Below are 22,574 nucleotides of genomic sequence, written 5' to 3'. Positions count from 1 at the left end.
CCTCCTTTATACACAGACACATTTTGGCCATGACGCAGCGCAAAATCATCCACGTCGACTGTGACTGCTTCTACGCCGCCATCGAAATGCGCGACGACCCCAGCCTGGCCGGCAAGCCCTTGGCTGTGGGCGGCTCGGCGGACCGGCGCGGCGTGATAGCGACCTGCAACTACGAGGCCCGCGCCTATGGCGTGCGTTCGGCCATGTCGTCGCGCCACGCGCTCAAGTTGTGCCCCGACCTGACCATCGTCAAGCCGCGCATGGAGGCCTATAAGGAAGCGTCGCGGGAAATTCATGGCATTTTCCGCGAGTACACCGAGCTGATCGAGCCGCTGTCGCTGGATGAGGCCTACCTGGACGTGTCGGAGTGCGCGCACTTTGCCGGCAGCGCCACCCGCATTGCTGAGGACATCCGCCGCAAGGTGTCGCGGCGGTTGCACATCACCGTCTCGGCCGGGGTTGCACCCAACAAGTTTCTCGCCAAGATCGCCAGCGACTGGCGCAAGCCCAACGGCCTGTTTGTGGTGACGCCGCGGGAGGTGGAGGACTTTGTCGCCGCCTTGCCGGTCAGCAAGCTGCATGGCGTGGGCAAGGTCACCGCCGACAAGCTGGCACGCCTGGGCATCAGCAGCTGCCTGGAGCTGCGCGACTGGAGCAAGCTGGCCCTGGTGCGCGAGTTCGGCAGCTTTGGCGAGCGGTTGTGGGGGCTTGCCCGTGGCATCGATGAGCGCCCGGTGCACAACGACAGCCGCCGGCAGTCGATCAGCGTGGAAAACACCTACGACACTGACCTGCCGGACGTGGAGGCCTGCCTGGCGAAATTGCCGGAGCTGATGGAAACCCTGGCCACGCGCATGGCGCGCATCGACAGCAGCTACAAGCCGGGCAAGCCGTTCGTGAAGGTCAAGTTTCATGATTTCAGCCAGACCACCCTGGAGCAGGCGGGGGCGGGCAGGGACCTGGACAGCTACCGGCAGCTGTTGAGCCAGGCGGTGGCGCGCGGCGGCAAGCCAGTGCGCCTGCTGGGAATTGGCGTGCGCCTGCAGGACCTGCGTGGCGCGTTGGAGCAGTTGGAGTTGTTTGGTGAGAATGGGTAACGGCTGGACGCCGCCTGGCGGCAGCTGCTACACGTGATCCCGTAGCAGCGGCCGCAGGCCGCGTCCATCTGCGTCCCGGCTACAAGCCGGGATCAGCCACCAGGCGCCCCGCGTCGCGGGTCAGCGAGCGCAGGAATTGCTGTTGCAGTTCCGGATCGTTGCGGGTCAGCTCGATCAGGCTCTGCTCCAGTTCGCTGGCTTCCTCTTCCATGCCCAGGTCGGACAGGCGCTTGACCCGGTGCACCCACTGGCGCACGTCCTCGCCTTCGAGGTCGTCGTAGATCAGGCCATGGGCCTCCACCAGCTTGCCGCGCAGGTCACTGCCCAGCCCCAGCGTCGCATCGGCGCGCACGTTGTCGTCGGCGTCCTCGACACTGATCTTCAGCTGGTTGACGTTCTTCAGGTCCTGGTCAGCGAAGGGGCTGTCCAGCAGGTTGATCTTGAGCACGCCGTTGCGGTCGGTGGTCAGCTCATAGGTCTGCTTGCCCGACTGCACGTCCACCGGGCGCTCGCTCCAGGGCAGGCTGGTGGTTTCCAGGCGCTTGTCTTTCTGCACCTGGTCGACACCCGCGAGATTCTGTTGCGCGCGGCCGTTGGACTGCACGTTCATGAACGGGTTGAGGCCGGCGAAACCGTAGTTGATCCAATCCTTGGTGACGCTGTCAGGCAGTTGCCCGAACATCAGCACGTTCACCACGTTGGCGCCGACGCCGGCGACCACCGCCACCGCGCCCAACGGCACTTCGTACAACTCGCGCCAGGGCTGGTAGGGCGTGTAGCGATCGTAACGGCGGGTTACCTCGAACTCGGTGACTTCGAAGGTCTTCTGTTCGTGGATGCGCACCCGCCGTTGCGGCAGCTCCAGGGCCGCCGGGCTGCCGGCGTCGATCTGCAGGCTGTGGTCGATCAGCTTGCGCTCCACGCGCTCGTCATGTTCGCTGCGCTGGGACATGTGGTTGGCACAGCCGCCCAGCAGCAGAGCACCGCACAAGGCGGTGCTCCCCAGTTTTAAGCCACTTCGCTTGTACATGGTTTCCCTGAGTCTGGATCAGCGACGCACGCGGGCCTGGATGAACGACAGCACGTCGGCGACCGGAATGGCCTGGGCCTCGCCTTCGGTGCGGCTCTTGTATTCCAGGTTGCCTTCGGCCAGGCCGCGGTCGCTGACGACGATGCGATGCGGAATGCCGATCAGCTCCATGTCGGCGAACTTGATGCCGGGGCTGGTCTTCTTGTCGCGGTCGTCCAGCAGCACCTCGAAGCCTGCGGCGGTCAGGTCGGCGTACAGCTTGTCAGTCGCCTCGCGAACCTGCTCGGTTTCGTAGCGCAGCGGTACCAGGGCGATCTGGAACGGCGCCAGGGTGTCGTTCCAGATAATGCCGCCGGCGTCGTTGTTCTGCTCGATGGCCGCAGCCACCACGCGCGACACGCCAATGCCGTAGCAACCCATGGTCAGGGTGACCGGCTTGCCGTTCTCGCCCAGCACCTGGCACTTCATCGCTTCGCTGTACTTGGTGCCCAGTTGGAAGATGTGGCCCACTTCGATGCCGCGCTTGATCACCAGGGTGCCCTGGCCGTCCGGGCTTGGGTCGCCCTCGACGACGTTGCGCAGGTCGGCGACTTCCGGCAGCGGCAGGTCGCGCTCCCAGTTCACGCCGAAGTAGTGCTTGTCGTCGATGTTGGCGCCCACGCCGAAGTCGCTCATCAGCGCCACGGAGCGGTCGATGATGCACGGCAGCGGCAGGTTCAGCGGGCCCAGGGAGCCAGCGCCGGCGCCGATGGCGTCACGCAGTTCGGCGTCGCTGGCCATCACCAGCGGGCTGGCAACCAGTGGGTGGTTGCCGGCCTTGATTTCGTTCAGCTCGTGGTCGCCACGGACCACCAGGGCGATCAGCTTGCCTTCTTCGGCGGCGTGCACGATCAAGGTCTTGACGGTCTTCTCGATGGCCAGGCCGAAGTTTTCCACCAGCTCGGCGATGGTCTTGGCGTTAGGCGTGTCGACCAGGCGCAGTTCCTCGGTGGCGGCGCCACGTACGGTTTCGCGCGGGATGGCCTCGGCCTTCTCGATGTTGGCGGCGTAGTCGGACGTGTCGCTGAAGACGATGTCGTCTTCACCGGACTCGGCCAGCACGTGGAACTCGTGGGAGCCGGCGCCGCCGATCGAGCCGTTGTCGGCTTCCACCGGGCGGAACTTCAGGCCCAGGCGGGTGAACACGTTGCAGTAGGCCTGGTGCATGCGGTCATAGGTCTGCTGCAGCGAGGCCTGGTCGGCGTGGAAGGAGTAGGCATCCTTCATGATGAATTCGCGGCCGCGCATCAAGCCGAAGCGTGGACGGATCTCGTCACGGAATTTGGTCTGGATCTGGTACAGGTTGATCGGCAGCTGCTTGTAGCTGTTGAGCTCGTTGCGCGCCAGGTCAGTGATGACTTCTTCGTGGGTTGGGCCGGCGCAGAAATCACGACCGTGGCGGTCGTTCAGGCGCAGCAGCTCAGGGCCATACTGTTCCCAGCGGCCCGATTCCTGCCACAGCTCGGCAGGCTGGATGCCGGGCATCAGCACTTCCAGGGCGCCGGCGGCGTCCATTTCCTCGCGCACGATGTTTTCCACCTTGCGCATCACGCGCAGGCCCATCGGCAGCCAGGTGTACAGGCCCGAGGCAAGCTTGCGGATCATGCCGGCGCGCAGCATCAGCTGGTGGCTGATGACGACCGCGTCGTTGGGGATTTCTTTCTGGGTGGCGAGCAAATATTGACTGGTGCGCATGATAGGCCGTGTCTGTTGCTGAATTTTATCGAAGCTGGGCATTGTACGGTGCACGCCCGGCGACGTACAGGGTAGTGGTCATGAGGTATGGCGAGCAAAAGAAAGCCCGGCGTGCGCCGGGCTTCTTTATATAGCTGTCGTTACCGCTGGCGAGTGCCCTGTGGTTACAGGATCGACAGTGGGTAGTCGACGATCAGGCGGAACTCGTCGACGTTGCCTTCGGCCTGGTCGGCGTTGCCGCGGTGCCAGGCTTGGCGGATACGGAAGGACAGGTCTTTGGCTGGGCCTTCCTGTACTACGTATTTGGCCTCGACGTTGGTCTCGTGGTGCTTGCCGTCTTCACCGTAGCCGTAGGCGCGGTAAGGGCTGTCAGCAGCCATCTTGGTGCCGTCGATGTCATCACCGTGGGCGTAACGAGCCATGAAGCTCAGGCCAGGCACGCCGAAGGTAGCCATGTTCAGGTCATAACGAGCCTGGAACGATTTCTCGCCTGGGCCGTTGAAGTCGGAGTATTGGATGGAGTTGGCGAGGAAGATCGAGTCGCCACCGCGGTTGTTGTCACCCACACCGATGTAGTCGAACGGGGTGTCGCCGTTGACCTTCTGGAAGCCCAGGGTAATGGTGTGTGCCGACAGGAACGAGTAGGCAGCCGACAGCGAGAACGTGTTGTTGTCGATGGTGCCTGCTTTCGCGCTACCGGTGTCGGTGGTGCGGTAGTAGTTGAAGTCGAAGGTCAGCGACTGGGTATCAGCCAGTGGCAGCACGTAGTTCAGGTTGGTGTAGTACTGGTTCCAGATGTCTTCCAGCTTGGCGCCATACAGCGAAGCGGTGAAGTTGTCGTTGAACGCATACTTGCCGCCAGCGTAGTCGATCGAGTCGGCTGGCACGTTGGCGTAGGTGGCCCAGAGGGAGCCATCACGGTTGGTGCTGCTTTCGCTCGAAGCTGAGTAGAAGTGACCGCCTTCCAGGTCCAGGCCCTTGATCTCGCTGCTCATCAGGGAGATACCCGACGCGGTCTGCGGGGTCAGGCGCGAGCCGCCCACGGCGAATACCGGCGCGGTGCTTGGCTGCTGGTCACCGATTTTCAACATGGTCTTGGAGACGCGGAACTTGATCGCGGCGCCGGCCTTGCCGTAGCTGTCGTTCGGGCCGTCTTCGCCCACGGTCAGGTTGTTGGTGCCGGTGGTGCCTTTGGAGCCGTCCAGTTTCAGGCCCAGGTAGCCGAACGCATCGATACCGACGCCGATGGTGCCTTGGGTGAAGCCGGAGGTGAATACGCCCTGGATGCCCTGGGTCCAGTCAGCCGACTTGTGGTCGGAACCGAACGAGTAGCGGTTGAAGTAGTAGTTGCGCAGCAGCATGTTCAGGGTGGCGTCTTCGACGAAGCCCTTCGAGTCTGCTTGATCGCTAACGAATGCTGCGGCGCTGGCCAGCTGCGTGCTAGCCGCGGTAACTGCCAGTGCGATTGCGCTCCACTTAATCACTTTCATCGTGATTTGCTCCTTTGGTTTTTAGGAAGAGTACTGCCGTCCCACCTGGTTTATTATCTGGGCGGCTCTTTCTTTTTGTGTCGGCGTGAACTTATATCACGCTGACGCTTTATGGCGATACTTCTAAGCTCAATCGTCCGGCTTCTTCTCGAGCCTGTCGCAAAAACTTCCGTCCGTGTCGCAAACCACAGCTTCGGGTAACACAAGCTGCACAACTACAGCGCTGTTTTCAAGGGGGCGAGCATAGGAAAAATGGTTCTAAGCTCCTGCCTGAAAACTCCTTGGTCTTCCGTGCAGCTGTTGTTATTTGTCGCAAGTCATCCCGTCCCGGGCTGCCTGCCGACTTGGGTGGGTAGGAATGCAACAAGCGCGCCCAAACGTGCCAGAGCATGACATTTCTTTCACTTTTTTTGCGGTAGGGCCCTGCCGCCTCATGAAATCGGGGGTGCGCCGGGGAACTTGACGCGGTGGTGAAGATCGGGTGCGCTTCCAGGGCGTGACGGAAACGTTACCGTTGTCGTGCGCAAGTGGGAACTTGGCGGATGACTGGCGCACTGGCATTACTCACTCCGGTCTATTTTGGTGCGAAAAGTAGCGGTTGCCCCAGGCAGCCTAGCCCACAGTTGCACTTTGGCAAACCGCCCCGCCGGACGGGAGTGTTTCCGAATTAAACGATTGCGCGGCGGGCTCTGGCGGGAGGTGAGGGGCCGGCCAAAAAACCTTGAAGGGAAGGTGGTTTTTTGGTGCGTCACGCACTGTAGTGGTGCGATTTTCAGAGGTCCTGGCGACCCTTCTCCGGAGGCGCCAGCACGTTCTCCGTGAACGCAGGAGTGATCGCGGGTATCCTGTCGGTGCATGGTCCCTCCTGGTTCATGGGGCTAAAAAAATTTTCACCTTGCCGGAGATCTCGCGGTGTTTTCTTTAGATTCGCGCCTGCAGCACGACACCCACGTCATCGGGGATTTTCCCCTGAGCCGGCTGCTGCTGAGCAACGACGCCAACTATCCATGGTTTATCCTGGTGCCACGCCGCGACGGTATCAGCGAGCTGTTTCAGCTCAATGACACCGAGCAACTGCAACTGTGGGAAGAAACCAACTCTCTGGCGAAACTTCTTCACCAACATTTCTCAGCCGACAAGATGAATGTCGCCACCCTGGGTAACGTTGTCAGTCAGTTACATATGCACGTCATAGTTCGTTACAAGGAAGATGCCGCATGGCCGGCGCCGGTCTGGGGCAAAGTTGTTGGCCAGCCTTACAGCGCAGAACAAGTAGTGGCTATTCGCGAGCGGCTGAAAGGGCTGTTGCCGGCGGACTTCGTGTTTCTGGAGGCTCATGATGACGCTTGAGGCGCGGGTAATGGAGCTGGAGAGTCGCCTGGCGTTCCAGGATGACACCATCCAGGCGCTCAACGACGAGCTGGTGCAGCAGCAGCGGCAAGTGGAGCGCCTGCAGTTGCAGATGGCCGCCTTGCTCAAGCGCCAGGAGGAGATGGTGGGGCAGTTCGGTGTCAGTGAGCATGAGGCGCCGCCGCCGCACTATTGAGCGCCGCCCCGTCGCGGTGTCCGGGACGCTGCCTGGCGGCAGCTGCTACGGGGGGTGATTTGCAGGCATAAAAAAACCGCGCCAGGCGCGGTTTTTTTGTGGCTGGCGATCAGCGCCGCGGCGAGGCGGCGATCACGTCTTCGGCCTGCAGGCCCTTGTCGCGGTTCATGACCGAGAACTCGACGCGCTGGCCTTCGACCAATACACGGTGGCCCTCGCCACGAATGGCGCGAAAGTGCACGAAGATGTCATCGCCCGAATCGCGGGAGATAAAGCCGAACCCCTTGGAAGTATTGAACCACTTCACGGTGCCGGTATCGCGGTTGCTCATGTCGTAGGACGGCGCGGCAGCGGCAGGCGACGACTTGTAGAAGCTGACCGCCAGGTGTACCAGCACCGCCAGCACCGCGCAGGCCAGGCCTGGCAGTTGCGCCGGGAAGCCGGCGATGGTCGGCCATTCGGCCAGCAGGGCCACGGTCTGCGTCACTACGGCCAGGATCAGCAGCACGCTGACCAGGTTTTGCGCCTGATGGCGAGGGCCTTTGTTCCAGTAGGGAATCACTGGGGCCAGGGTCAGGTTGAGCAGGCCGAACAGTGCCAGGTAGATAGCTTCGGGTTGTTGCAGGTAAGGCACGGCTTCGGCCCGCAGGCTGGGTATGAACGACAGCAGCAAGGCTGCAGCGCCCGTTAGGAGGTGAACAATTTTCAACATTTTATTTAACTCACGTTCAGACGGATCACGAGGAAGAGCTGGCACGACACGGTGCGCATCGGAACAAAATGAGACGCAGTTCACGGGGCGGGCTCAGCCTGTGCGCACGCACGCAATGAAGGTGTACGTGGCACAGGTGTTCTATTTAACAGCAAAGCCGGTAGGTACTCAAATCAGCGCACCGGACGGTCATTTCGACGACGAGTCACCAAACGTTTGCGGTCTGCCTGCAGGGTGGTGTGGCGCTGCAATAAGAACAGGCTGCTGATGTTGTAGGGGGCGCGCCATTTACCGGTAGGGCTACTTGTTGGTAGGCGATTAAAACATTCGGTTGGCTCGCGCGTGGTGAGCCGCTCGCAGCGAAGTCGGGCGTCGGCCTGCAGGCACCAGCCAGCTTGGCTTTAAGCCGCATGGGCAGGGTTTTGAAGTGGTGTTGAGGTAAATAATTTACTTGTGTTTAGCGGCGTGTTCCTACGGTTTGAAGTGGCGCTTCCGCTGGTTGTAGATATTTAGTTAGGGCTTCATGGGGAGAGGGAATTGCTAAAACTGTAACTGTTTTTTCTCAGTGTTGTTTTACACAAGGATGTGGTGATGAATATGCCCAGCGAAATACTTCCAATTAGTCGAACAGTGGCCAGAACGGGAAAGATACCCCATGATCCTTTTCTTGCGGATTTCAATATGCAATTGGCGCAGCCTTTGTCGCGGTCGGTGCGGCTGAACGGCTTTGCCACTTGCCTGCGCCTGGAGTCGGTGTACTGGAAGGTGCTGGAGCGCATCGCCAGGGCCAATGGCTGTTCGGTCAATGCCATCCTGTCCCACGTCGATCGCGAGGTGCACCTGCGTCACGGTGGGGTAAAGAACTTCAGCGGGCTGGTGCGCGTGGTCTGCGTGGTGCACCTGCTCGAACGGTGTGCCAGGGCCCAGTGAGCGGGCTTGTAGGGGGAGGGCGACATTCGGGGTGTCGTCACGGCTGCACAGGCGCGCGGTATAAGGATATAATCCCGCTCTTTGCCGCAAAGTGCGGCCTGTGCCGTGTACCTGCTTGCCGAGACGTTCCCATGCCCATGTATGACTATCAATGCGCTTCCTGTGGTCACCAGATGGAAGTCATCCAGAAGATCAGTGCGTCGCCGTTGACGGACTGCCCGGCCTGCCAGGCCCCGGAGCTGAAGAAGATGCTCTCCATGCCAGGCTTTCGCCTGAGTGGCACGGGCTGGTACGAAACCGACTTCAAGACCGGCAGCAAAAAGAATCTGGCGGGTGGCGACAAAGCCGATTGAGTTGAACTGCACCCGCAGGGTCTTGCACTATTAGGCCAGCCAAGGCTTGCAAGGCCTTCCCCGAATACCGAATACGAGAAGCGAAACCACCATCATGATGCGCAGCCATTATTGCGGCCAACTGAACGAGACCCTGGACGGTCAGGAAATCACCCTTTGCGGCTGGGTCCACCGCCGTCGTGACCATGGCGGGGTTATCTTCCTCGATATCCGTGATCGTGAGGGCCTGGCCCAGGTGGTCTTCGACCCGGATCGCGCCGAGACCTTCGCCGCCGCCGACCGCGTGCGCAGCGAATACGTGGTCAAGGTCACCGGCAAGGTGCGCCTGCGCCCGGCCGGTGCCGGCAACGCCAACATGGCTTCGGGCATGATCGAAGTGCTGGGCTACGAGCTGGAAGTGCTGAACGAAGCGGAAACCCCGCCGTTCCCGCTCAACGAATACTCCGACGTCGGCGAGGAAACCCGCCTGCGCTACCGCTTCATCGACCTGCGTCGTCCGGAAATGGCCGAGAAGCTGCGCCTGCGTTCGCGCATGACCACCAGCATCCGTCGCTTCCTGGACGAGAACGGCTTCCTCGACGTCGAGACGCCGATCCTGACCCGCGCCACCCCTGAAGGTGCCCGCGACTACCTGGTGCCTAGCCGTACTCACGCCGGCAGCTTCTTCGCCCTGCCGCAATCGCCCCAGCTGTTCAAGCAGCTGCTGATGGTGGCCGGCTTCGACCGCTACTACCAGATCGCCAAGTGCTTCCGCGACGAAGACCTGCGTGCCGACCGTCAGCCTGAGTTCACTCAGATCGACATCGAGACCAGCTTCCTCAACGAGGAAGACATCATGGGCCTGACCGAAGGCATGATCCGCAACCTGTTCAAGGAAGTGCTGGACCTGGAATTCGGCGAATTCCCGCACATGACCTTCGAAGAGGCCATGCGCCGCTACGGTTCCGACAAGCCGGACCTGCGCAACCCGCTGGAGCTGGTTGACGTTGCCGACCAGCTGAAGGACGTGGAATTCAAGGTGTTCAGCGGCCCGGCCAACGACCCTAAATGCCGCGTTGCCGCCCTGCGCGTGCCTGGTGGCGCAAGCATGCCGCGCAGCAAGATCGACGACTACACCAAGTTCGTCGGCATCTACGGTGCCAAGGGCCTGGCGTACATCAAGGTCAACGAGCGCGCCAAAGGCGTCGAAGGCCTGCAGTCGCCAATCGTCAAGAACATCCCTGAAGCTGCGCTGAACACCATCCTGGACCGCGTTGGCGCGGTCGATGGCGACATCGTCTTCTTCGGCGCCGACAAGGCCAAGATCGTCAGCGAGGCCCTGGGCGCGCTGCGTATCAAGGTTGGCAACGACTTCAACCTGCACACCTGCGAATGGGCACCGATGTGGGTCGTCGACTTCCCGATGTTCGAAGAGAACGAAGACGGCAGCTTCACCGCGCTGCACCACCCGTTCACCGCGCCGAAGTGCTCGCCTGAAGAGCTGGAGGCCAACCCGGCCACCGCCCTGTCGCGCGCCTACGACATGGTGCTGAACGGCACCGAGCTGGGTGGCGGTTCGATCCGTATCCACCGCAAGGAAATGCAACAGGCCGTGTTCCGCCTGCTGGGCATCAACGAAGCCGAACAGGAAGAGAAATTCGGCTTCCTGCTGGACGCCCTGAAGTACGGCGCACCGCCGCACGGCGGCCTGGCCTTCGGCCTGGACCGCCTGGTGATGCTGATGACCGGCGCCCAGTCGATCCGCGAAGTGATCGCCTTCCCGAAAACCCAGAGCGCCGCGTGCGTGATGACCCAGGCCCCTGGCCTGGTCGACGCCAAGGCCCTGCGCGAGCTGCACATCCGCCTGCGCGAACAGCCCAAGGCTGAGTAAGAGCTGCACCAGAGCGCATCTTCGGATGCGCTTTTTACATGGCAGAGGGTTCTGCCTCCCCATCCAAAGTGGGGCACTGTTCCTGTGGGAGCTGGCTTGCCAGCGAGTTTTCAGGGCTTTCCAAAAAGCTCGCTGGCAAGCCAGCTCCCACAAAAAACACCTCCAGGTGTTTTGAAAAAAGAATTTCGGAGTTGTTATGGCTGGCCATTCCAAGTGGGCGAACATCAAGCACCGCAAAGAGCGTCAGGATGCCAAGAGAGGCAAGATCTTCACCAAGTGGATTCGTGAGCTGACCGTCGCTGCCCGTCAGGGTGGCGGCGATCCGGGCTCCAACCCACGCCTGCGCCTGGCCCTGGACAAGGCCCTGGGCGCCAACATGAGCCGCGACATCATTGACCGCGCGGTAGCGCGCGGCACGGGCGCCGCGGCCAGCGACGACGTGGTCGAGCTGACCTACGAAGGCTACGGCCCGGGCGGCGTGGCGGTGATGGTCGAGTGCATGACCGACAACCGCAATCGCACCGCGGCAGCCGTGCGCCATGCGTTCAGCAAGTCGGGCGGCAACCTGGGCACCGACGGTTCGGTGGCCTACCTGTTCGAGCGCAAGGGCCAGATCAGCTTTGCCACCGGCACCGACGAAGACGCGCTGATGGAAGCGGCGATGGAAGCCGACGCCGACGACGTGACCACCCACGAAGACGGCTCCATGGACGTGTTCACCTCGTTCGCCAGCTTCTACGCAGTGCGCAACGCCCTCGAAGCGGCGGGCTTCAAGTCCACCGACGCCGAGATCGTCATGGTGCCGAGCACCAGCGCCGAGCTGGACCTGGATGGCGCGGAAAAGGTCATCAAGCTGATCGACATGCTCGAAGACCTGGATGACGTACAGAACGTCTATTCCAACGCGCAGATCCCGGACGAGGTAATGGAAAAGCTCGGCTGATCCCGCGCCACGTTCTACTCTTGAGGCCGGAGCAGCAGAATCGCGTTGAACAACGCGACTTTGCCGCTCCGGTTTCTGCTTTTTCGGCACCCTTCGAGCTGCAGGCTTTATGACGTTAATTCTTGGTATCGACCCCGGTTCGCGCATTACCGGCTACGGCGTGGTGCGCGACACCGGGCGCGGGTGCGAGTACGTGGCTTCGGGCTGCATCCGCACCGGCAGCGGCGAACTGCAGGAGCGCCTGCAGATCGTCTTCCGTGGCGTGCGCGAGGTTATCCAGACCTACGGGCCGGTGACCATGGGCATCGAGAAGGTGTTCATGGCGCGCAACGCCGACTCCGCCCTGAAGTTGGGCCAGGCCCGTGGCGCCGCCATCGTCGCGGCCATGGAGGAGGGCCTGGAAGTGGCCGAGTACACCGCCACCCAGGTCAAGCAAGCCGTGGCCGGCACTGGCGGCGCCAACAAGGAACAGGTGCAGATGATGGTCATGCACCTGCTGAAACTGGTGGCCAAGCCGCAGATCGACGCCTCCGACGCCCTGGCCATTGCCCTGACCCACGCGCATACCCGTTCCAGCCTGATTCCCCACGGCCTGGGCACCGCCCGCAGCCGCGGTGGGCGCCTGCGGCTCTGATAGCATCATCTGCTGAAGATTTTTGACTTGCATGGCCCGCCGGGCCTGCAATGATGGCGAGCATTGCTTGCCTGGTATCGAACATAGGATTGAAACGTGATTGGACGCTTGCGCGGCACCCTGGCGGAAAAGCAGCCGCCGCACCTGATTCTCGACGTCAACGGCCTGGGCTACGAGCTGGAGGTGCCGATGACCACGCTGTATCGCCTGCCGCCGGTCGGGCAAGCGGTGACTTTGCATACCCATCTGGTGGTGCGCGAGGATGCTCAGTTACTCTACGGCTTCTTCGAGAAGCGCGAGCGCGAGCTGTTTCGCGAGCTGATCCGCCTCAACGGCGTGGGCCCCAAGCTGGCCCTGGCGCTGATGTCGAGCCTGGACGTGGATGAGCTGGTGCGTTGCGTGCAGGCCCAGGATGCGTCGGCGCTGACCAAGGTGCCGGGCGTGGGCAAGAAAACCGCCGAACGCCTGCTGGTCGAGCTCAAGGACCGCTTCAAGGCCTGGGAAACCGCGCCGGCGATGTTCGAACTGATGCCTACCGGGCCTAATACCGCGGCGCCGGTGCCAAGTGCCGAGAGCGACGCCGTGAGCGCGCTGATCTCCCTGGGCTACAAGCCCCAGGAGGCCAGCAAGGCCGTTGCCGCCATCAAGACCAAAGGCCTGAGCAGCGAAGAGCTGATCCGCCACGCCCTGAAGGGAATGATTTAAGTGATCGAAGCCGACCGCCTGATTGCCGCCACCAGTGGCCGCGACCGGGAAGAACAGCAGGACCGGGCCATTCGCCCGCTCAGCCTGGCCGACTACATCGGCCAGCCTACCGTGCGCGAGCAGATGGAACTGTTCATCCAGGCCGCCCGCGGGCGCAACGAGTCCCTGGACCACACCCTGATCTTCGGGCCGCCGGGCCTGGGCAAGACCACCCTGGCGAACATCATTGCCCAGGAAATGGGCGTGTCGATCAAGAGCACCTCGGGCCCGGTGCTCGAGCGCCCCGGTGACCTGGCCGCGCTGCTCACCAACCTCGAACCGCACGACGTGCTGTTCATCGATGAAATCCATCGCCTGTCGCCCATCGTCGAGGAAGTGCTGTACCCGGCCATGGAGGACTTCCAGCTGGACATCATGATCGGCGAAGGGCCGGCGGCGCGCTCCATCAAGCTCGACCTGCCGCCGTTCACCCTCGTGGGTGCAACCACTCGCGCCGGCATGCTCACCAACCCGCTGCGCGACCGCTTCGGCATCGTCCAGCGCCTGGAGTTCTACAGCACCGCGGACCTGGCCACCATCGTCAGCCGCTCGGGCAATATCCTCGGCCTGCCGGTGGAAGACGAGGGCGCCTTCGAAATCGCCCGTCGTGCCCGCGGCACCCCGCGTATCGCCAACCGCCTGCTGCGCCGCGTGCGCGACTTCGCCGAGGTGCGGGGCAAGGGCCATATCACCAAGCCCATCGCCGACCTGGCGCTGAACCTGCTGGACGTCGACGAACGTGGCTTCGACCACCAGGACCGGCGTCTATTGCTGACCATGATCGAGAAGTTCGACGGTGGCCCGGTGGGCGTCGACAGCCTGGCCGCGGCCATCAGCGAGGAGCGCCACACCATCGAGGACGTGCTGGAGCCGTACCTGATCCAGCAGGGCTACATCATGCGCACCCCGCGCGGCCGGGTGGTCACCCGTCATGCGTACCTGCATTTCGGCCTGAACATTCCCAACCGCCTGGGTGAAATGCCGGCCAGCGAGCAGTTCGTCGATCCGGCTGACGAATAACGCCATGGTGGCGATTTAATTGGAGTTTTTGCGGTCCTAGGGTGCGAGCAGTGTTTTGCCCTACCTGAACGGCGCAAAAACGATGAAAAAACAGTTGCCTGGCCGGATTGGCAACCTGAGGAGTAAGCACTAGAGTATGCGCGCGCAAAATGGGGTTGAGTCGTTCGCACATCGCTGTCGCGTCTATTACGAGGACACCGATGCGGGCGGCGTCGTTTATTACGTCAACTATCTCAAGTTCATGGAGCGGGCACGCACCGAAAGGCTGCGTGGGCTGGGGTACGTGCAGTCGGTTCTGGCACGCGAGAACCTGCTGTTCGTGGTGCATTCCAGCGAGGCGCGCTACCTGGTGCCGGCCCGCCTGGACGACGAGTTGCTCGTCACTGCGCAAGTAATTGAATTGAACCGTGCCAGCCTGCGCTTCAAGCAGCAGGTCTGGCGCGCAGCGGATATGACGCTGCTCTGCGAAGGGCAGTTTTTGGTGGCCTGCGTGCGCGCCGATACTTTCAAACCCCGGGCCATTCCCGAAGCTCTGCGCGCGGCCTTCGCCGCGGCAGACGGCCCGGGTACACACTCAAAAGCAGGAGATTAAGCGTGGAAGCTAACGTCGTCGACCATACCTCCATGTGGAGCCTGGTCAGCAATGCCAGCGTGGTTGTACAGCTGGTGATGCTGATTCTGGTAGCCGCATCGGTCACTTCATGGGTCATGATTTTCCAGCGCAGCGCACTGATTCGTGCCGGCCGCCGGGCCCTGGACACCTTCGAGGAGCGTTTCTGGTCGGGCATCGACCTGTCCAAGCTGTACCGCCAGGCGGGCAGCAACCCGGACCCGGATTCGGGTGTGGAGCAGGTCTTCCGCGCCGGCTTCAAGGAGTTCTCGCGCCTGCGCCAGCAGCCCGGCGTCGACCCTGACGCCGTGATGGACGGCGTCGGCCGTGCCATGCGCGTGGCCATCTCCCGCGAGGAAGAAAAGCTCGAGCAGACCCTGCCGTTCCTGGCCACCGTGGGTTCGGTCAGCCCCTACATCGGCCTGTTCGGCACCGTGTGGGGCATCATGAACTCCTTCCGCGGCCTGGCTGGCGCCCAGCAGGCCACCCTGGCCACCGTTGCCCCAGGTATTTCCGAAGCCCTGGTGGCCACCGCCATCGGCCTGTTCGCGGCCATTCCGGCGGTTATCGCCTACAACCGCTTCGCCGCCCGCAGCGAAACCTTGATCAGCCGTTACTACACGTTCGCTGACGAGTTCCAGGCCATCCTGCACCGTAAAGTGCACACCAGCGAAGAGTGAGCAGGTAATTACCCATGGCCCGAGTTCGCCAGAAACGCAAGCCGGTCGCCGAGATGAACGTGGTGCCCTACATCGACGTGATGTTGGTACTGCTGGTTATCTTCATGGTCACCGCACCGATGCTCAACCAGGGCGTGAAGGTTGACCTGCCCAAGGTTTCCAGCGAAGCCTTGCCGCAGGACAACAACACCCAGGTCCTGACCATTTCGATCAAGGCCGACAAGACCTACTACTGGAACCTTGGCAGCGAAGTCGACGCCGACAAGGTGCAGGACAAGGCGATGACCCTGCCTGCCATGACCGACGCCGTCACCAAGATCATTCGCGCCGGCAACGAAGGCGGCAAGCGCACCCAGGTGTTCATCCGCGGCGACAAGTCCGTGGACTACGGCGCCGTGATGGGCGCCATGGGTGGGTTGCAGAAGGCGGGTGTCGGTAACGTTGGCCTGATTACCGAGGCGCCCTGATGCGACAACGAGAGCCCTCCGCCTCGGAAAGCTATTTCTGGCCCAGTGTCTGGGCCATTGCCCTGCATATCCTGATTTTTGGCATGCTGTTCGTAAGCTTCGCCATGACCCCGGATCTGCCCCCTGCCAGGCCCATCGTTCAGGCTACGCTGTATCAGCTGAAGTCCAAGAGCCAGGCCACCACCCAGACCAATCAGAAGATTGCCGGGGAGGCCAAGAAGTCGGCTGCCAAGCAGACCGAAGTCGAGCAGATGGAGCAGAAGAAGGTCGAGCAGGAGAAGCAGGAGCAAGCTGAGAAGGCCGCGGAACAAAAGCAGGAAGAAGCCGCTCAAAAGGCCCAGGAAGCCAAGAAGGCCGATGACGCCAAGAAGGCTGCTGCCGACGAGGCCAAGGCGGCCGCGGCGGACGCTGCCAAGAAAGCCGACGACGCCAAGAAAGCTGCTGAAGCCAAGAAAGCCGAGCAGGCCGACATAGCCAAGAAGAAAGCCGAGGAAGCGGCGAAGGAAAAGGCCGAGGAAGACGCGAAGAAGGCTGCCGAGGCTGCGAAGAAAGCCGCCGAGGACGCCAAGAAGAAAGCCGCTGACGACGCCAAGAAAGCCGCCGAAACTGCGCAAGAGGCGAAGAAGAAAGCCGCCGAGGATGCGAAGAAGGCTGCGGCCGACGACGCCAAGAAGAAGGCCCAGGCAGCAGCCCGCAAGGCCGCTGAAGACAAGAAGGCGCAGGCCTTGGCCGACCTGTTGTCCGATACGCCGCAGCGTCAGCAGGCGTTGGCGGACGAGCAGGGCGACCAGACCGCCGGCAACTTCGATGACCTGATCCGTTCCCGTGCCGCCGAAGGCTGGACCCGTCCGCCCTCCGCGCGCAAGAACATGACGGTCGTGCTGCAGATCAACATGTTGCCTGACGGCACCGTGACCAACGTGACCGTGGCCAAGTCCAGCGGTGACGGTCCGTTCGATGCGTCGGCAGTGGCAGCGGTCAAGAACATTGGTCGTTTGACCGAAATGCAGGGCCTGAAACCCAGTGATTTCAACCCTTACCGCAATTTCAAGATGACATTCACCCCTGAGGACCTTGCCTTGTGATTAACCTTCTTCGAGGACTGCTGGTTGCACTGTGCTGCGTCGCAGCCGTTGCCCAGGCAGATGAAAAGAACATTCTGGTCACCAGCGGCAGCGACCGGGCCACCCCGATCGCCGTCGTGCCGTTCGGCTTCCAGGGCGGCTCCGTGCTGCCCGAGGACATGGGCCAGATCATCGCCAACGACCTGCGCAACTCGGGTTACTACTCGCCGATCGACAAGCAGAACATGATCAGCACCCCGTCGCAGCCAAGCGAAGTGGTATGGCGCGACTGGCAGGCCCTGGGCGCCCAGTACGTGATGGTCGGCAGCATCGTGCCCGCGGGCGGCCGCCTGCAGGTGTCGTATGCACTGCTCAACGTCAGCAGCCAGCAGCCCGTGCTGACCGGCAGCGTGTCGGGTAGCGTGGACCAACTGCGCGACATGGCCCACTACATCTCCGACCAGTCGTTCGAGAAGCTGACCGGCGTGAAGGGCGCGTTCTCCACTCGCCTTCTTTATGTAACGGCCGAACGCTTCAGCACCAACAGCACCCGCTACACCCTGCAGCGCTCGGACTACGACGGCGCCCGCGCCGTGACCCTGCTGCAATCGCGCGAGCCGATCCTGTCGCCACGCTACGCCCCGGATGCCAAGCGCATTGCCTACGTGTCGTTCGAACAGAAGCGTCCGCGCATCTTCGTGCAGAACGTCGACACCGGTGCCCGCCAGCAGATCACCAACTTCGAAGGCCTCAACGGTGCCCCGGCGTTCTCGCCTGACGGCAGCAAGCTGGCGTTCGTGCTGTCCAAGGACGGCAACCCGGAGATCTACGTGATGGACCTGGCCTCGCGTAACCTCACCCGCCTGACCAATGATCCGGCCATCGACACCGAACCGTTCTGGGGCAAGGATGGCTCGACCATCTACTTCACCTCCGACCGTGGTGGCAAGCCACAGATCTACAAACAGTCGCTGGGCGGTGGTGGTGCAACTCGCGTGACCTTCATCGGCAACTACAACGCCAACCCGAAACTGTCGGCTGATGAAAAGACCCTGGTGATGATCCACCGTCAGGATGGTTTCACCAACTTCAAGGTGGCCTCGCAGGACCTGGAACGCGGAACTGTAAAGATCCTCACAGATTCAAGTCTTGATGAGTCGCCTACTGTTGCGCCCAACGGCACCATGGTAATCTACGCCACCCGCCAGCAGGGCCGGGGAGTCTTGATGCTCGTGTCGCTAAACGGCCGCGTGAGGCTCCCGCTTCCTACCGCTCAAGGCGAAGTCAGAGAACCGTCCTGGTCCCCTTACCTGAACTGACGCGGCGCTACACGTTTTACTTAACACATTGGGGTTCATTAGGAGTTTCACGATGGAAATGCTGAAGTTTGGTAAGTTTGCTGCGCTGGCTCTGGCCATGGCCGTAGCTGTAGGTTGCTCTTCGAAAGGCGGCGACAACGCTGGTCAAGCAGCTGTTGACCCTAACGCTGGTTACGGCGCAAACACCGGTGCCGTTGATGGCTCCCTGAGCGAAGAAGCTGCTCTGCGCGCAATCACCACCTTCTACTTCGAATACGACAGCTCGGACCTGAAACCAGAAGCCATGCGCGCTCTGGACGTCCACGCTAAAGACCTGAAAGCCAATGGCGCTCACGTCGTACTGGAAGGCAACACCGACGAACGCGGTACCCGCGAGTACAACATGGCTCTGGGCGAGCGTCGTGCGAAAGCCGTTCAACGCTACCTGGTCCTGCAAGGCGTTTCGCCAGCTCAGCTGGAAATCGTTTCGTACGGCGAAGAGCGTCCAGTTGCAACTGGCAACGACGAGCAGTCGTGGGCTCAGAACCGTCGCGTCGAACTGCGTAAGTAATTCGATATGCGAACGTGCCGCCGTGCTGTAACTATTCTGGCTCTTGCCCTGCCACTCGTGGCCTGGGCAGAGGTTCCTGTGGTTGATGGTGATGGTACCAACGGTACCAGCAGTACTCCGCCATCGGGTTATGGCACGAGCGGCGCCTACGCTGATGCCGGGGCGCAAGCCCCGGTTTCCGCGCAGGGCCAGCTGTTCATGCAGCTGCAACAAATGCAGGAAGACATCGCGCGTCTGCGCGGACAGGTCGAAGTCCAGCAAAACGATATCCAGCAGCTGAAACAGCAGAGCCTGGAGCGTTATCAGGATCTCGATCGTCGCATTGGAACCGGCACTGCACCTGCAGCCGCCGCACCTTCCGAGAATTCTCCAGCCGGTGGCGATATCAACGCCGCTGGTTCGCCGGTACCTCCGTCAGCCGCCCAGGCGCCTGCCGCAAGCACCGAGCCGGGTGACCCGGCAAAAGAAAAGTTGTACTACGATGCCGCCTTCGACCTGATCAAGGCCAAGGACTTCGACAAGGCCAGCCTGGCGTTCGCCGCCTTCCTGCGCAAATACCCCAACAGCCAGTACGCAGGCAACGCCCAGTACTGGCTGGGTGAGGTGAACCTGGCCAAGGGTGACCTGCAAGGCGCCGGCCAGGCCTTCGCCAAGGTCAGCCAGCTGTACCCGAAGCACGCCAAGGTGCCTGATTCGCTGTACAAACTGGCCGATGTCGAGCGCCGCCTGGGTCATACCGACCGGGTCAAGGGCATCCTTCAGCAGGTTGTCAGCCAGTACCCTGGTACTTCCGCTGCGCAATTGGCCCAGCGCGACCTGCAGAAAATGTAAGCTGGCACTGCCAACGTGAAGAAACCCGCGCTTGCCGCGGGTTTTTTCGTTAGAATTGTTGCCCTTTTATTCGAACACGCTTCCCTGGACTACGCGTTTGCGGGTTCATCGAAGTGCCCAACGGAGGCGGTCAGCCTGTTTAGCTGTCACGCCCGTGGACCCTATGCAAGACACACTACGCATTACCGAAGTCTTCTACTCGCTGCAGGGGGAGACTCGTACGGCGGGCCTGCCCACGGTTTTCGTGCGCCTGACCGGCTGCCCCCTGCGCTGCCAGTACTGTGACAGCGCCTACGCCTTCACCGGCGGCACCATTCGCACCCTCGATTCGCTGATGGAGCAGGTGGCCGGCTTCAAGCCGCGCTACGTCTGTGTCACCGGCGGCGAACCGCTGGCCCAGCCCAACGCCATTCCCCTGATCGCGCAGCTGTGCGATGCCGGCTATGAAGTGTCGGTGGAAACCAGCGGCGCCCTGGATATCTCCAAGGTCGACACCCGCGCCAGCCGCGTGCTGGACCTCAAGACCCCGGCGTCGGAAGAGTCGCACCGCAACCGCTACGAGAACATCGAACTGCTGACCCCCAATGACCAGGTCAAGTTCGTGATCTGCTCGCGGGACGACTACGATTGGGCGGTCTCCAAGCTGATCCAGTATGGCCTCGACCGTCGCGTCAGCGATGTACTGTTCTCGCCGAGCAAGGGCCAGTTGAACGCCACCGACCTTGCCGACTGGATTGTCGCCGACAACCTGCCGGTACGCTTCCAGGTGCAACTGCATAAACTGCTGTGGAACGACGAACCCGGCCGCTAAGGTCCCGTAGCAGCGGCCGTCAGGCCGCGTCAGGCCGCACCGCGGCGCCTGTGACGCGGCCTGGGGGCCGCTGCTACAGGTCGATTTTCTTCAAGGACACCAGACATGACTGACAAAAAAGCGGTAATCCTGCTCTCCGGCGGCCTGGACTCGGCCACTGTCGTCGCCATGGCCAAGGCCGAGGGCTACAGCGTCTACACCATGAGCTTTGACTACGGCCAGCGCCACCGCGCCGAGCTGGACGCCGCTGCGCGCGTCGCCAAGGACCTGGGTGCAGTGGAGCACAAGGTCATCGGCCTGAACCTCAATGGCATTGGTGGCTCGGCCTTGACCGACAGCAGCATCGACGTGCCCGAGGCGCCCACCGAAGGCATTCCTGTCACCTACGTGCCGGCGCGCAACACCGTGTTCCTGTCCCTGGCCCTGGGCTGGGCGGAAGTGCTGGGTGCCCGTGACATCTTCATCGGCGTCAACGCCGTGGACTATTCCGGCTACCCGGACTGCCGTCCCGAGTTCGTCGAAGCGTTCGAGCGCATGGCCAACCTGGCCACCAAGGCTGGCGTGGAAGGGCAGGGCTTCACCATTCAGGCGCCGCTGCAGAACCTCAGCAAGGCCGATATCGTCAAGGCCGGTATTGCCCGTGGCGTGGACTACAGCCTGACCGTTTCCTGCTACCAGGCGGATGACCAAGGCCGTGCCTGCGGGAAATGTGACAGCTGCCGCCTGCGCGCCGAAGGCTTCGCCGCGGCTGGTGTCAGCGACCCAACCAGATATTTTTGATCTTTTTTCAAATTAGGTATTGAATTCTCGTTATAAATCAGTATTATACGCACCACAACACAGCGGGTCGTTAGCTCAGTTGGTAGAGCAGTTGGCTTTTAACCAATTGGTCGTAGGTTCGAGTCCCACACGACCCACCATATGCAAGAAGAAAAAAGCCGGAAAGCACCCAGTGCTCTCCGGCTTTTTTTCGTCCTCGATTTTGTCGCGGGGCAATCAATGAAAAAAAACTTGAATTCGCGCCATAAACCAGTAATATGCGCACCCCAACACAGCGGGTCGTTAGCTCAGTTGGTAGAGCAGTTGGCTTTTAACCAATTGGTCGTAGGTTCGAGTCCCACACGACCCACCATATGCAAGAAGAAAAAAGCCGGAAAGCACTCAGTGCTATCCGGCTTTTTTTCGTCCCGGTTTTTTGCCCTGCCAGGCTAGGGCATCGAGGGCTGGCTGATGTGCTCGGCCAGGTAGTCGATCAGCGCCCGGCACTTGGGCGGCAGGTAGCGGTTGGGCGGGTACAGGATCCAGGCCCTGCCGTGGTAGGTGGTCTCGTAGCGCCAGTCGCTCAGCACCTCCACGATCTGCTGGTTCGCCAGCGCCTGGGCAGCGGTGAAGTACGGCAGGCAACCCACGCCCAGGTTGGCCAGCACCGCGTTGAGGCGCACCTCGCTGTGGTTGCTGACGAAGCGGCCCTTGACGTTCACCGTGACCTTTTCGCCGCTGGGCCCATGGCGCAGCTGCCAGCGGTTGTCGCTCGGGGTTTCGCCCAGGTAGATGCAACTGTGGCGCGCCAGGTCGTCGGGGTGCTGTGGCGTGCCGGCCTGGGCCAGGTAGTGCTCGGTGGCGCACAGCACGTGATGCACGTCCAGCAGCGGCCGGGCTGCCAGGCCCAGGGGCGGGGTGTCGGTGATGCGGATCAGCAGGTCGAAGTCGTCGCTGATCAGGGCGCTGGGCTGGTCGCTGAGCATCAACTGCACGTCGACTTGTGGGTACAGGCGCAGGAATTGCGGAATCAACGGACTGATGATGATCTTGCCCAGCGCCTTGGGCGCGCTGACCTTGATCAACCCCTGGGGGCTGCTGACAAAGCGCTCGGCTATTTCCTGCACGGCGCGCGCCGAATCCACCATCTCCTGGCAGCGGGCGAACACCTGGGTGCCGACCTCGGTGAGGCGCAGCTTGCGGGTGGTGCGTTCCAACAGCTTGACGCTGAGTGCGCTTTCCAGAGTCGCGATCTGCCGGCTTACCGCCGAGGCCGTCAGGCCTATCTGTTCGGCCGCCGCAGAGAAACTGCCCAGCTCAACCACCTTCACAAACACCGACATATAGGGCATCAGCCGATTGGTTGATTCGTTCTCGTGG

Annotated in this window: 24 protein-coding genes and 2 tRNA genes; 21 read left to right on the top strand and 5 right to left on the bottom strand. The window is 62.0% G+C overall.

The window, feature by feature from the left end:
* Positions 1-29: 29 nt before the first annotated feature.
* A complete protein-coding gene (dinB, locus tag RAM80_RS10480) occupies positions 30-1,097 on the top strand; it encodes a DNA polymerase IV (RefSeq protein WP_416426312.1) in 1,068 nt (355 codons plus the stop codon).
* A gap of 79 nt (positions 1,098-1,176) precedes the next feature.
* Here dinB and RAM80_RS10475 read toward each other — a convergent pair whose 3' ends face one another.
* From RAM80_RS10475 to RAM80_RS10465, 3 genes are all read right to left on the bottom strand, one after another.
* The gene (locus RAM80_RS10475) at positions 1,177-2,127 is read right to left on the bottom strand and encodes a hypothetical protein (protein ID WP_416426310.1); all 951 of its coding nucleotides are present in this window, start codon (positions 2,125-2,127) and stop codon (positions 1,177-1,179) included.
* Between the two features lie 18 nt (positions 2,128-2,145).
* Positions 2,146-3,861 carry a proline--tRNA ligase gene (locus RAM80_RS10470; protein ID WP_416426309.1) on the bottom strand — a complete coding sequence of 572 codons (1,716 nt, stop codon included), beginning with the start codon at positions 3,859-3,861 and terminating at the stop codon, positions 2,146-2,148.
* Positions 3,862-4,025: 164 nt separating this feature from the next.
* Entirely contained in the window at positions 4,026-5,351 is a 1,326-nt protein-coding gene (locus tag RAM80_RS10465; RefSeq protein WP_416426307.1) for an OprD family porin, read from the bottom strand.
* Positions 5,352-6,263: 912 nt separating this feature from the next.
* Here RAM80_RS10465 and RAM80_RS10460 point away from each other — a divergent pair.
* Complete coding sequence (locus tag RAM80_RS10460; protein WP_416426305.1) at positions 6,264-6,701, top strand: HIT domain-containing protein; 438 nt, start codon at positions 6,264-6,266, stop codon at positions 6,699-6,701.
* The gene (locus RAM80_RS10455; protein WP_416427451.1) at positions 6,691-6,897 is read left to right on the top strand and encodes a SlyX family protein; all 207 of its coding nucleotides are present in this window, start codon (positions 6,691-6,693) and stop codon (positions 6,895-6,897) included. The genes RAM80_RS10460 and RAM80_RS10455 overlap by 11 nt, the downstream gene beginning before the upstream one ends.
* Positions 6,898-7,006: 109 nt before the next feature.
* Here the strand turns inward: RAM80_RS10455 and RAM80_RS10450 are convergent, their stop codons facing one another.
* Entirely contained in the window at positions 7,007-7,609 is a 603-nt protein-coding gene (locus RAM80_RS10450; RefSeq protein WP_416426303.1) for a cold shock domain-containing protein membrane protein, read from the bottom strand.
* Positions 7,610-8,206: 597 nt separating this feature from the next.
* Here RAM80_RS10450 and RAM80_RS10445 point away from each other — a divergent pair.
* From RAM80_RS10445 to RAM80_RS10360, 18 genes are all read left to right on the top strand, one after another.
* On the top strand, positions 8,207-8,539 hold the full coding sequence (locus RAM80_RS10445; RefSeq protein WP_416427450.1) for a ribbon-helix-helix domain-containing protein: 333 nt from the start codon (positions 8,207-8,209) through the stop codon (positions 8,537-8,539).
* A 131-nt stretch (positions 8,540-8,670) separates the two neighbouring features.
* On the top strand, positions 8,671-8,892 hold the full coding sequence (locus RAM80_RS10440; RefSeq protein WP_027978767.1) for an FmdB family zinc ribbon protein: 222 nt from the start codon (positions 8,671-8,673) through the stop codon (positions 8,890-8,892).
* A 94-nt stretch (positions 8,893-8,986) separates the two neighbouring features.
* The gene (aspS, locus tag RAM80_RS10435; protein WP_416426301.1) at positions 8,987-10,762 is read left to right on the top strand and encodes an aspartate--tRNA ligase; all 1,776 of its coding nucleotides are present in this window, start codon (positions 8,987-8,989) and stop codon (positions 10,760-10,762) included.
* A 196-nt stretch (positions 10,763-10,958) separates the two neighbouring features.
* Complete coding sequence (locus RAM80_RS10430) at positions 10,959-11,705, top strand: YebC/PmpR family DNA-binding transcriptional regulator (protein WP_416426299.1); 747 nt, start codon at positions 10,959-10,961, stop codon at positions 11,703-11,705.
* 109 nt (positions 11,706-11,814) lie between these two features.
* Positions 11,815-12,339, top strand: a complete 525-nt coding sequence (gene ruvC / locus RAM80_RS10425; protein ID WP_416426297.1) for a crossover junction endodeoxyribonuclease RuvC — start codon at positions 11,815-11,817, stop codon at positions 12,337-12,339.
* Positions 12,340-12,435: 96 nt separating this feature from the next.
* Positions 12,436-13,044, top strand: a complete 609-nt coding sequence (gene ruvA, locus RAM80_RS10420) for a Holliday junction branch migration protein RuvA (protein WP_416426296.1) — start codon at positions 12,436-12,438, stop codon at positions 13,042-13,044.
* Positions 13,045-14,103: a Holliday junction branch migration DNA helicase RuvB gene (gene ruvB, locus RAM80_RS10415; protein ID WP_416426295.1), complete on the top strand. Its 1,059-nt coding sequence runs from the start codon at positions 13,045-13,047 to the stop codon at positions 14,101-14,103.
* Positions 14,104-14,239: 136 nt separating this feature from the next.
* The gene (gene ybgC / locus RAM80_RS10410; RefSeq protein ID WP_416426293.1) at positions 14,240-14,695 is read left to right on the top strand and encodes a tol-pal system-associated acyl-CoA thioesterase; all 456 of its coding nucleotides are present in this window, start codon (positions 14,240-14,242) and stop codon (positions 14,693-14,695) included.
* 2 nt (positions 14,696-14,697) lie between these two features.
* The gene (gene tolQ, locus RAM80_RS10405; protein WP_027978760.1) at positions 14,698-15,393 is read left to right on the top strand and encodes a protein TolQ; all 696 of its coding nucleotides are present in this window, start codon (positions 14,698-14,700) and stop codon (positions 15,391-15,393) included.
* A gap of 14 nt (positions 15,394-15,407) precedes the next feature.
* A complete protein-coding gene (tolR, locus tag RAM80_RS10400; protein WP_008366529.1) occupies positions 15,408-15,860 on the top strand; it encodes a protein TolR in 453 nt (150 codons plus the stop codon).
* Positions 15,857-16,945 (top strand): cell envelope integrity protein TolA, encoded by a 1,089-nt coding sequence (tolA, locus tag RAM80_RS10395; protein ID WP_416427449.1) that lies wholly within the window; start codon positions 15,857-15,859, stop codon positions 16,943-16,945. The genes tolR and tolA overlap by 4 nt, the downstream gene beginning before the upstream one ends.
* Positions 16,942-18,243 (top strand): Tol-Pal system beta propeller repeat protein TolB, encoded by a 1,302-nt coding sequence (gene tolB / locus RAM80_RS10390; protein ID WP_416426292.1) that lies wholly within the window; start codon positions 16,942-16,944, stop codon positions 18,241-18,243. The genes tolA and tolB overlap by 4 nt, the downstream gene beginning before the upstream one ends.
* A gap of 52 nt (positions 18,244-18,295) precedes the next feature.
* Positions 18,296-18,793, top strand: a complete 498-nt coding sequence (gene pal, locus RAM80_RS10385) for a peptidoglycan-associated lipoprotein Pal (RefSeq protein ID WP_027978757.1) — start codon at positions 18,296-18,298, stop codon at positions 18,791-18,793.
* Between the two features lie 6 nt (positions 18,794-18,799).
* Entirely contained in the window at positions 18,800-19,624 is an 825-nt protein-coding gene (gene ybgF / locus RAM80_RS10380; protein ID WP_416426291.1) for a tol-pal system protein YbgF, read from the top strand.
* A gap of 163 nt (positions 19,625-19,787) precedes the next feature.
* On the top strand, positions 19,788-20,435 hold the full coding sequence (queE, locus tag RAM80_RS10375; protein ID WP_416426289.1) for a 7-carboxy-7-deazaguanine synthase QueE: 648 nt from the start codon (positions 19,788-19,790) through the stop codon (positions 20,433-20,435).
* A gap of 105 nt (positions 20,436-20,540) precedes the next feature.
* On the top strand, positions 20,541-21,215 hold the full coding sequence (queC, locus tag RAM80_RS10370; RefSeq protein WP_027978755.1) for a 7-cyano-7-deazaguanine synthase QueC: 675 nt from the start codon (positions 20,541-20,543) through the stop codon (positions 21,213-21,215).
* A gap of 64 nt (positions 21,216-21,279) precedes the next feature.
* Positions 21,280-21,355: transfer RNA gene (locus tag RAM80_RS10365), tRNA-Lys, on the top strand.
* 136 nt (positions 21,356-21,491) lie between these two features.
* Positions 21,492-21,567, top strand: a tRNA-Lys gene (locus tag RAM80_RS10360).
* 76 nt (positions 21,568-21,643) lie between these two features.
* Here RAM80_RS10360 and RAM80_RS10355 read toward each other — a convergent pair.
* Positions 21,644-22,537 carry a LysR family transcriptional regulator gene (locus tag RAM80_RS10355; RefSeq protein WP_416426288.1) on the bottom strand — a complete coding sequence of 298 codons (894 nt, stop codon included), beginning with the start codon at positions 22,535-22,537 and terminating at the stop codon, positions 21,644-21,646.
* Between the last annotated feature and the right edge of the window lie 37 nt (positions 22,538-22,574).

The sequence above is a fragment of the Pseudomonas sp. App30 genome (assembly GCF_047947025.1).
Classification (GTDB): Bacteria; Pseudomonadota; Gammaproteobacteria; order Pseudomonadales; family Pseudomonadaceae; genus Aquipseudomonas.
The sequence above is the reverse complement of the archived record's forward strand: the minus strand, read 5'-3'. Positions and strand labels throughout refer to the sequence as shown.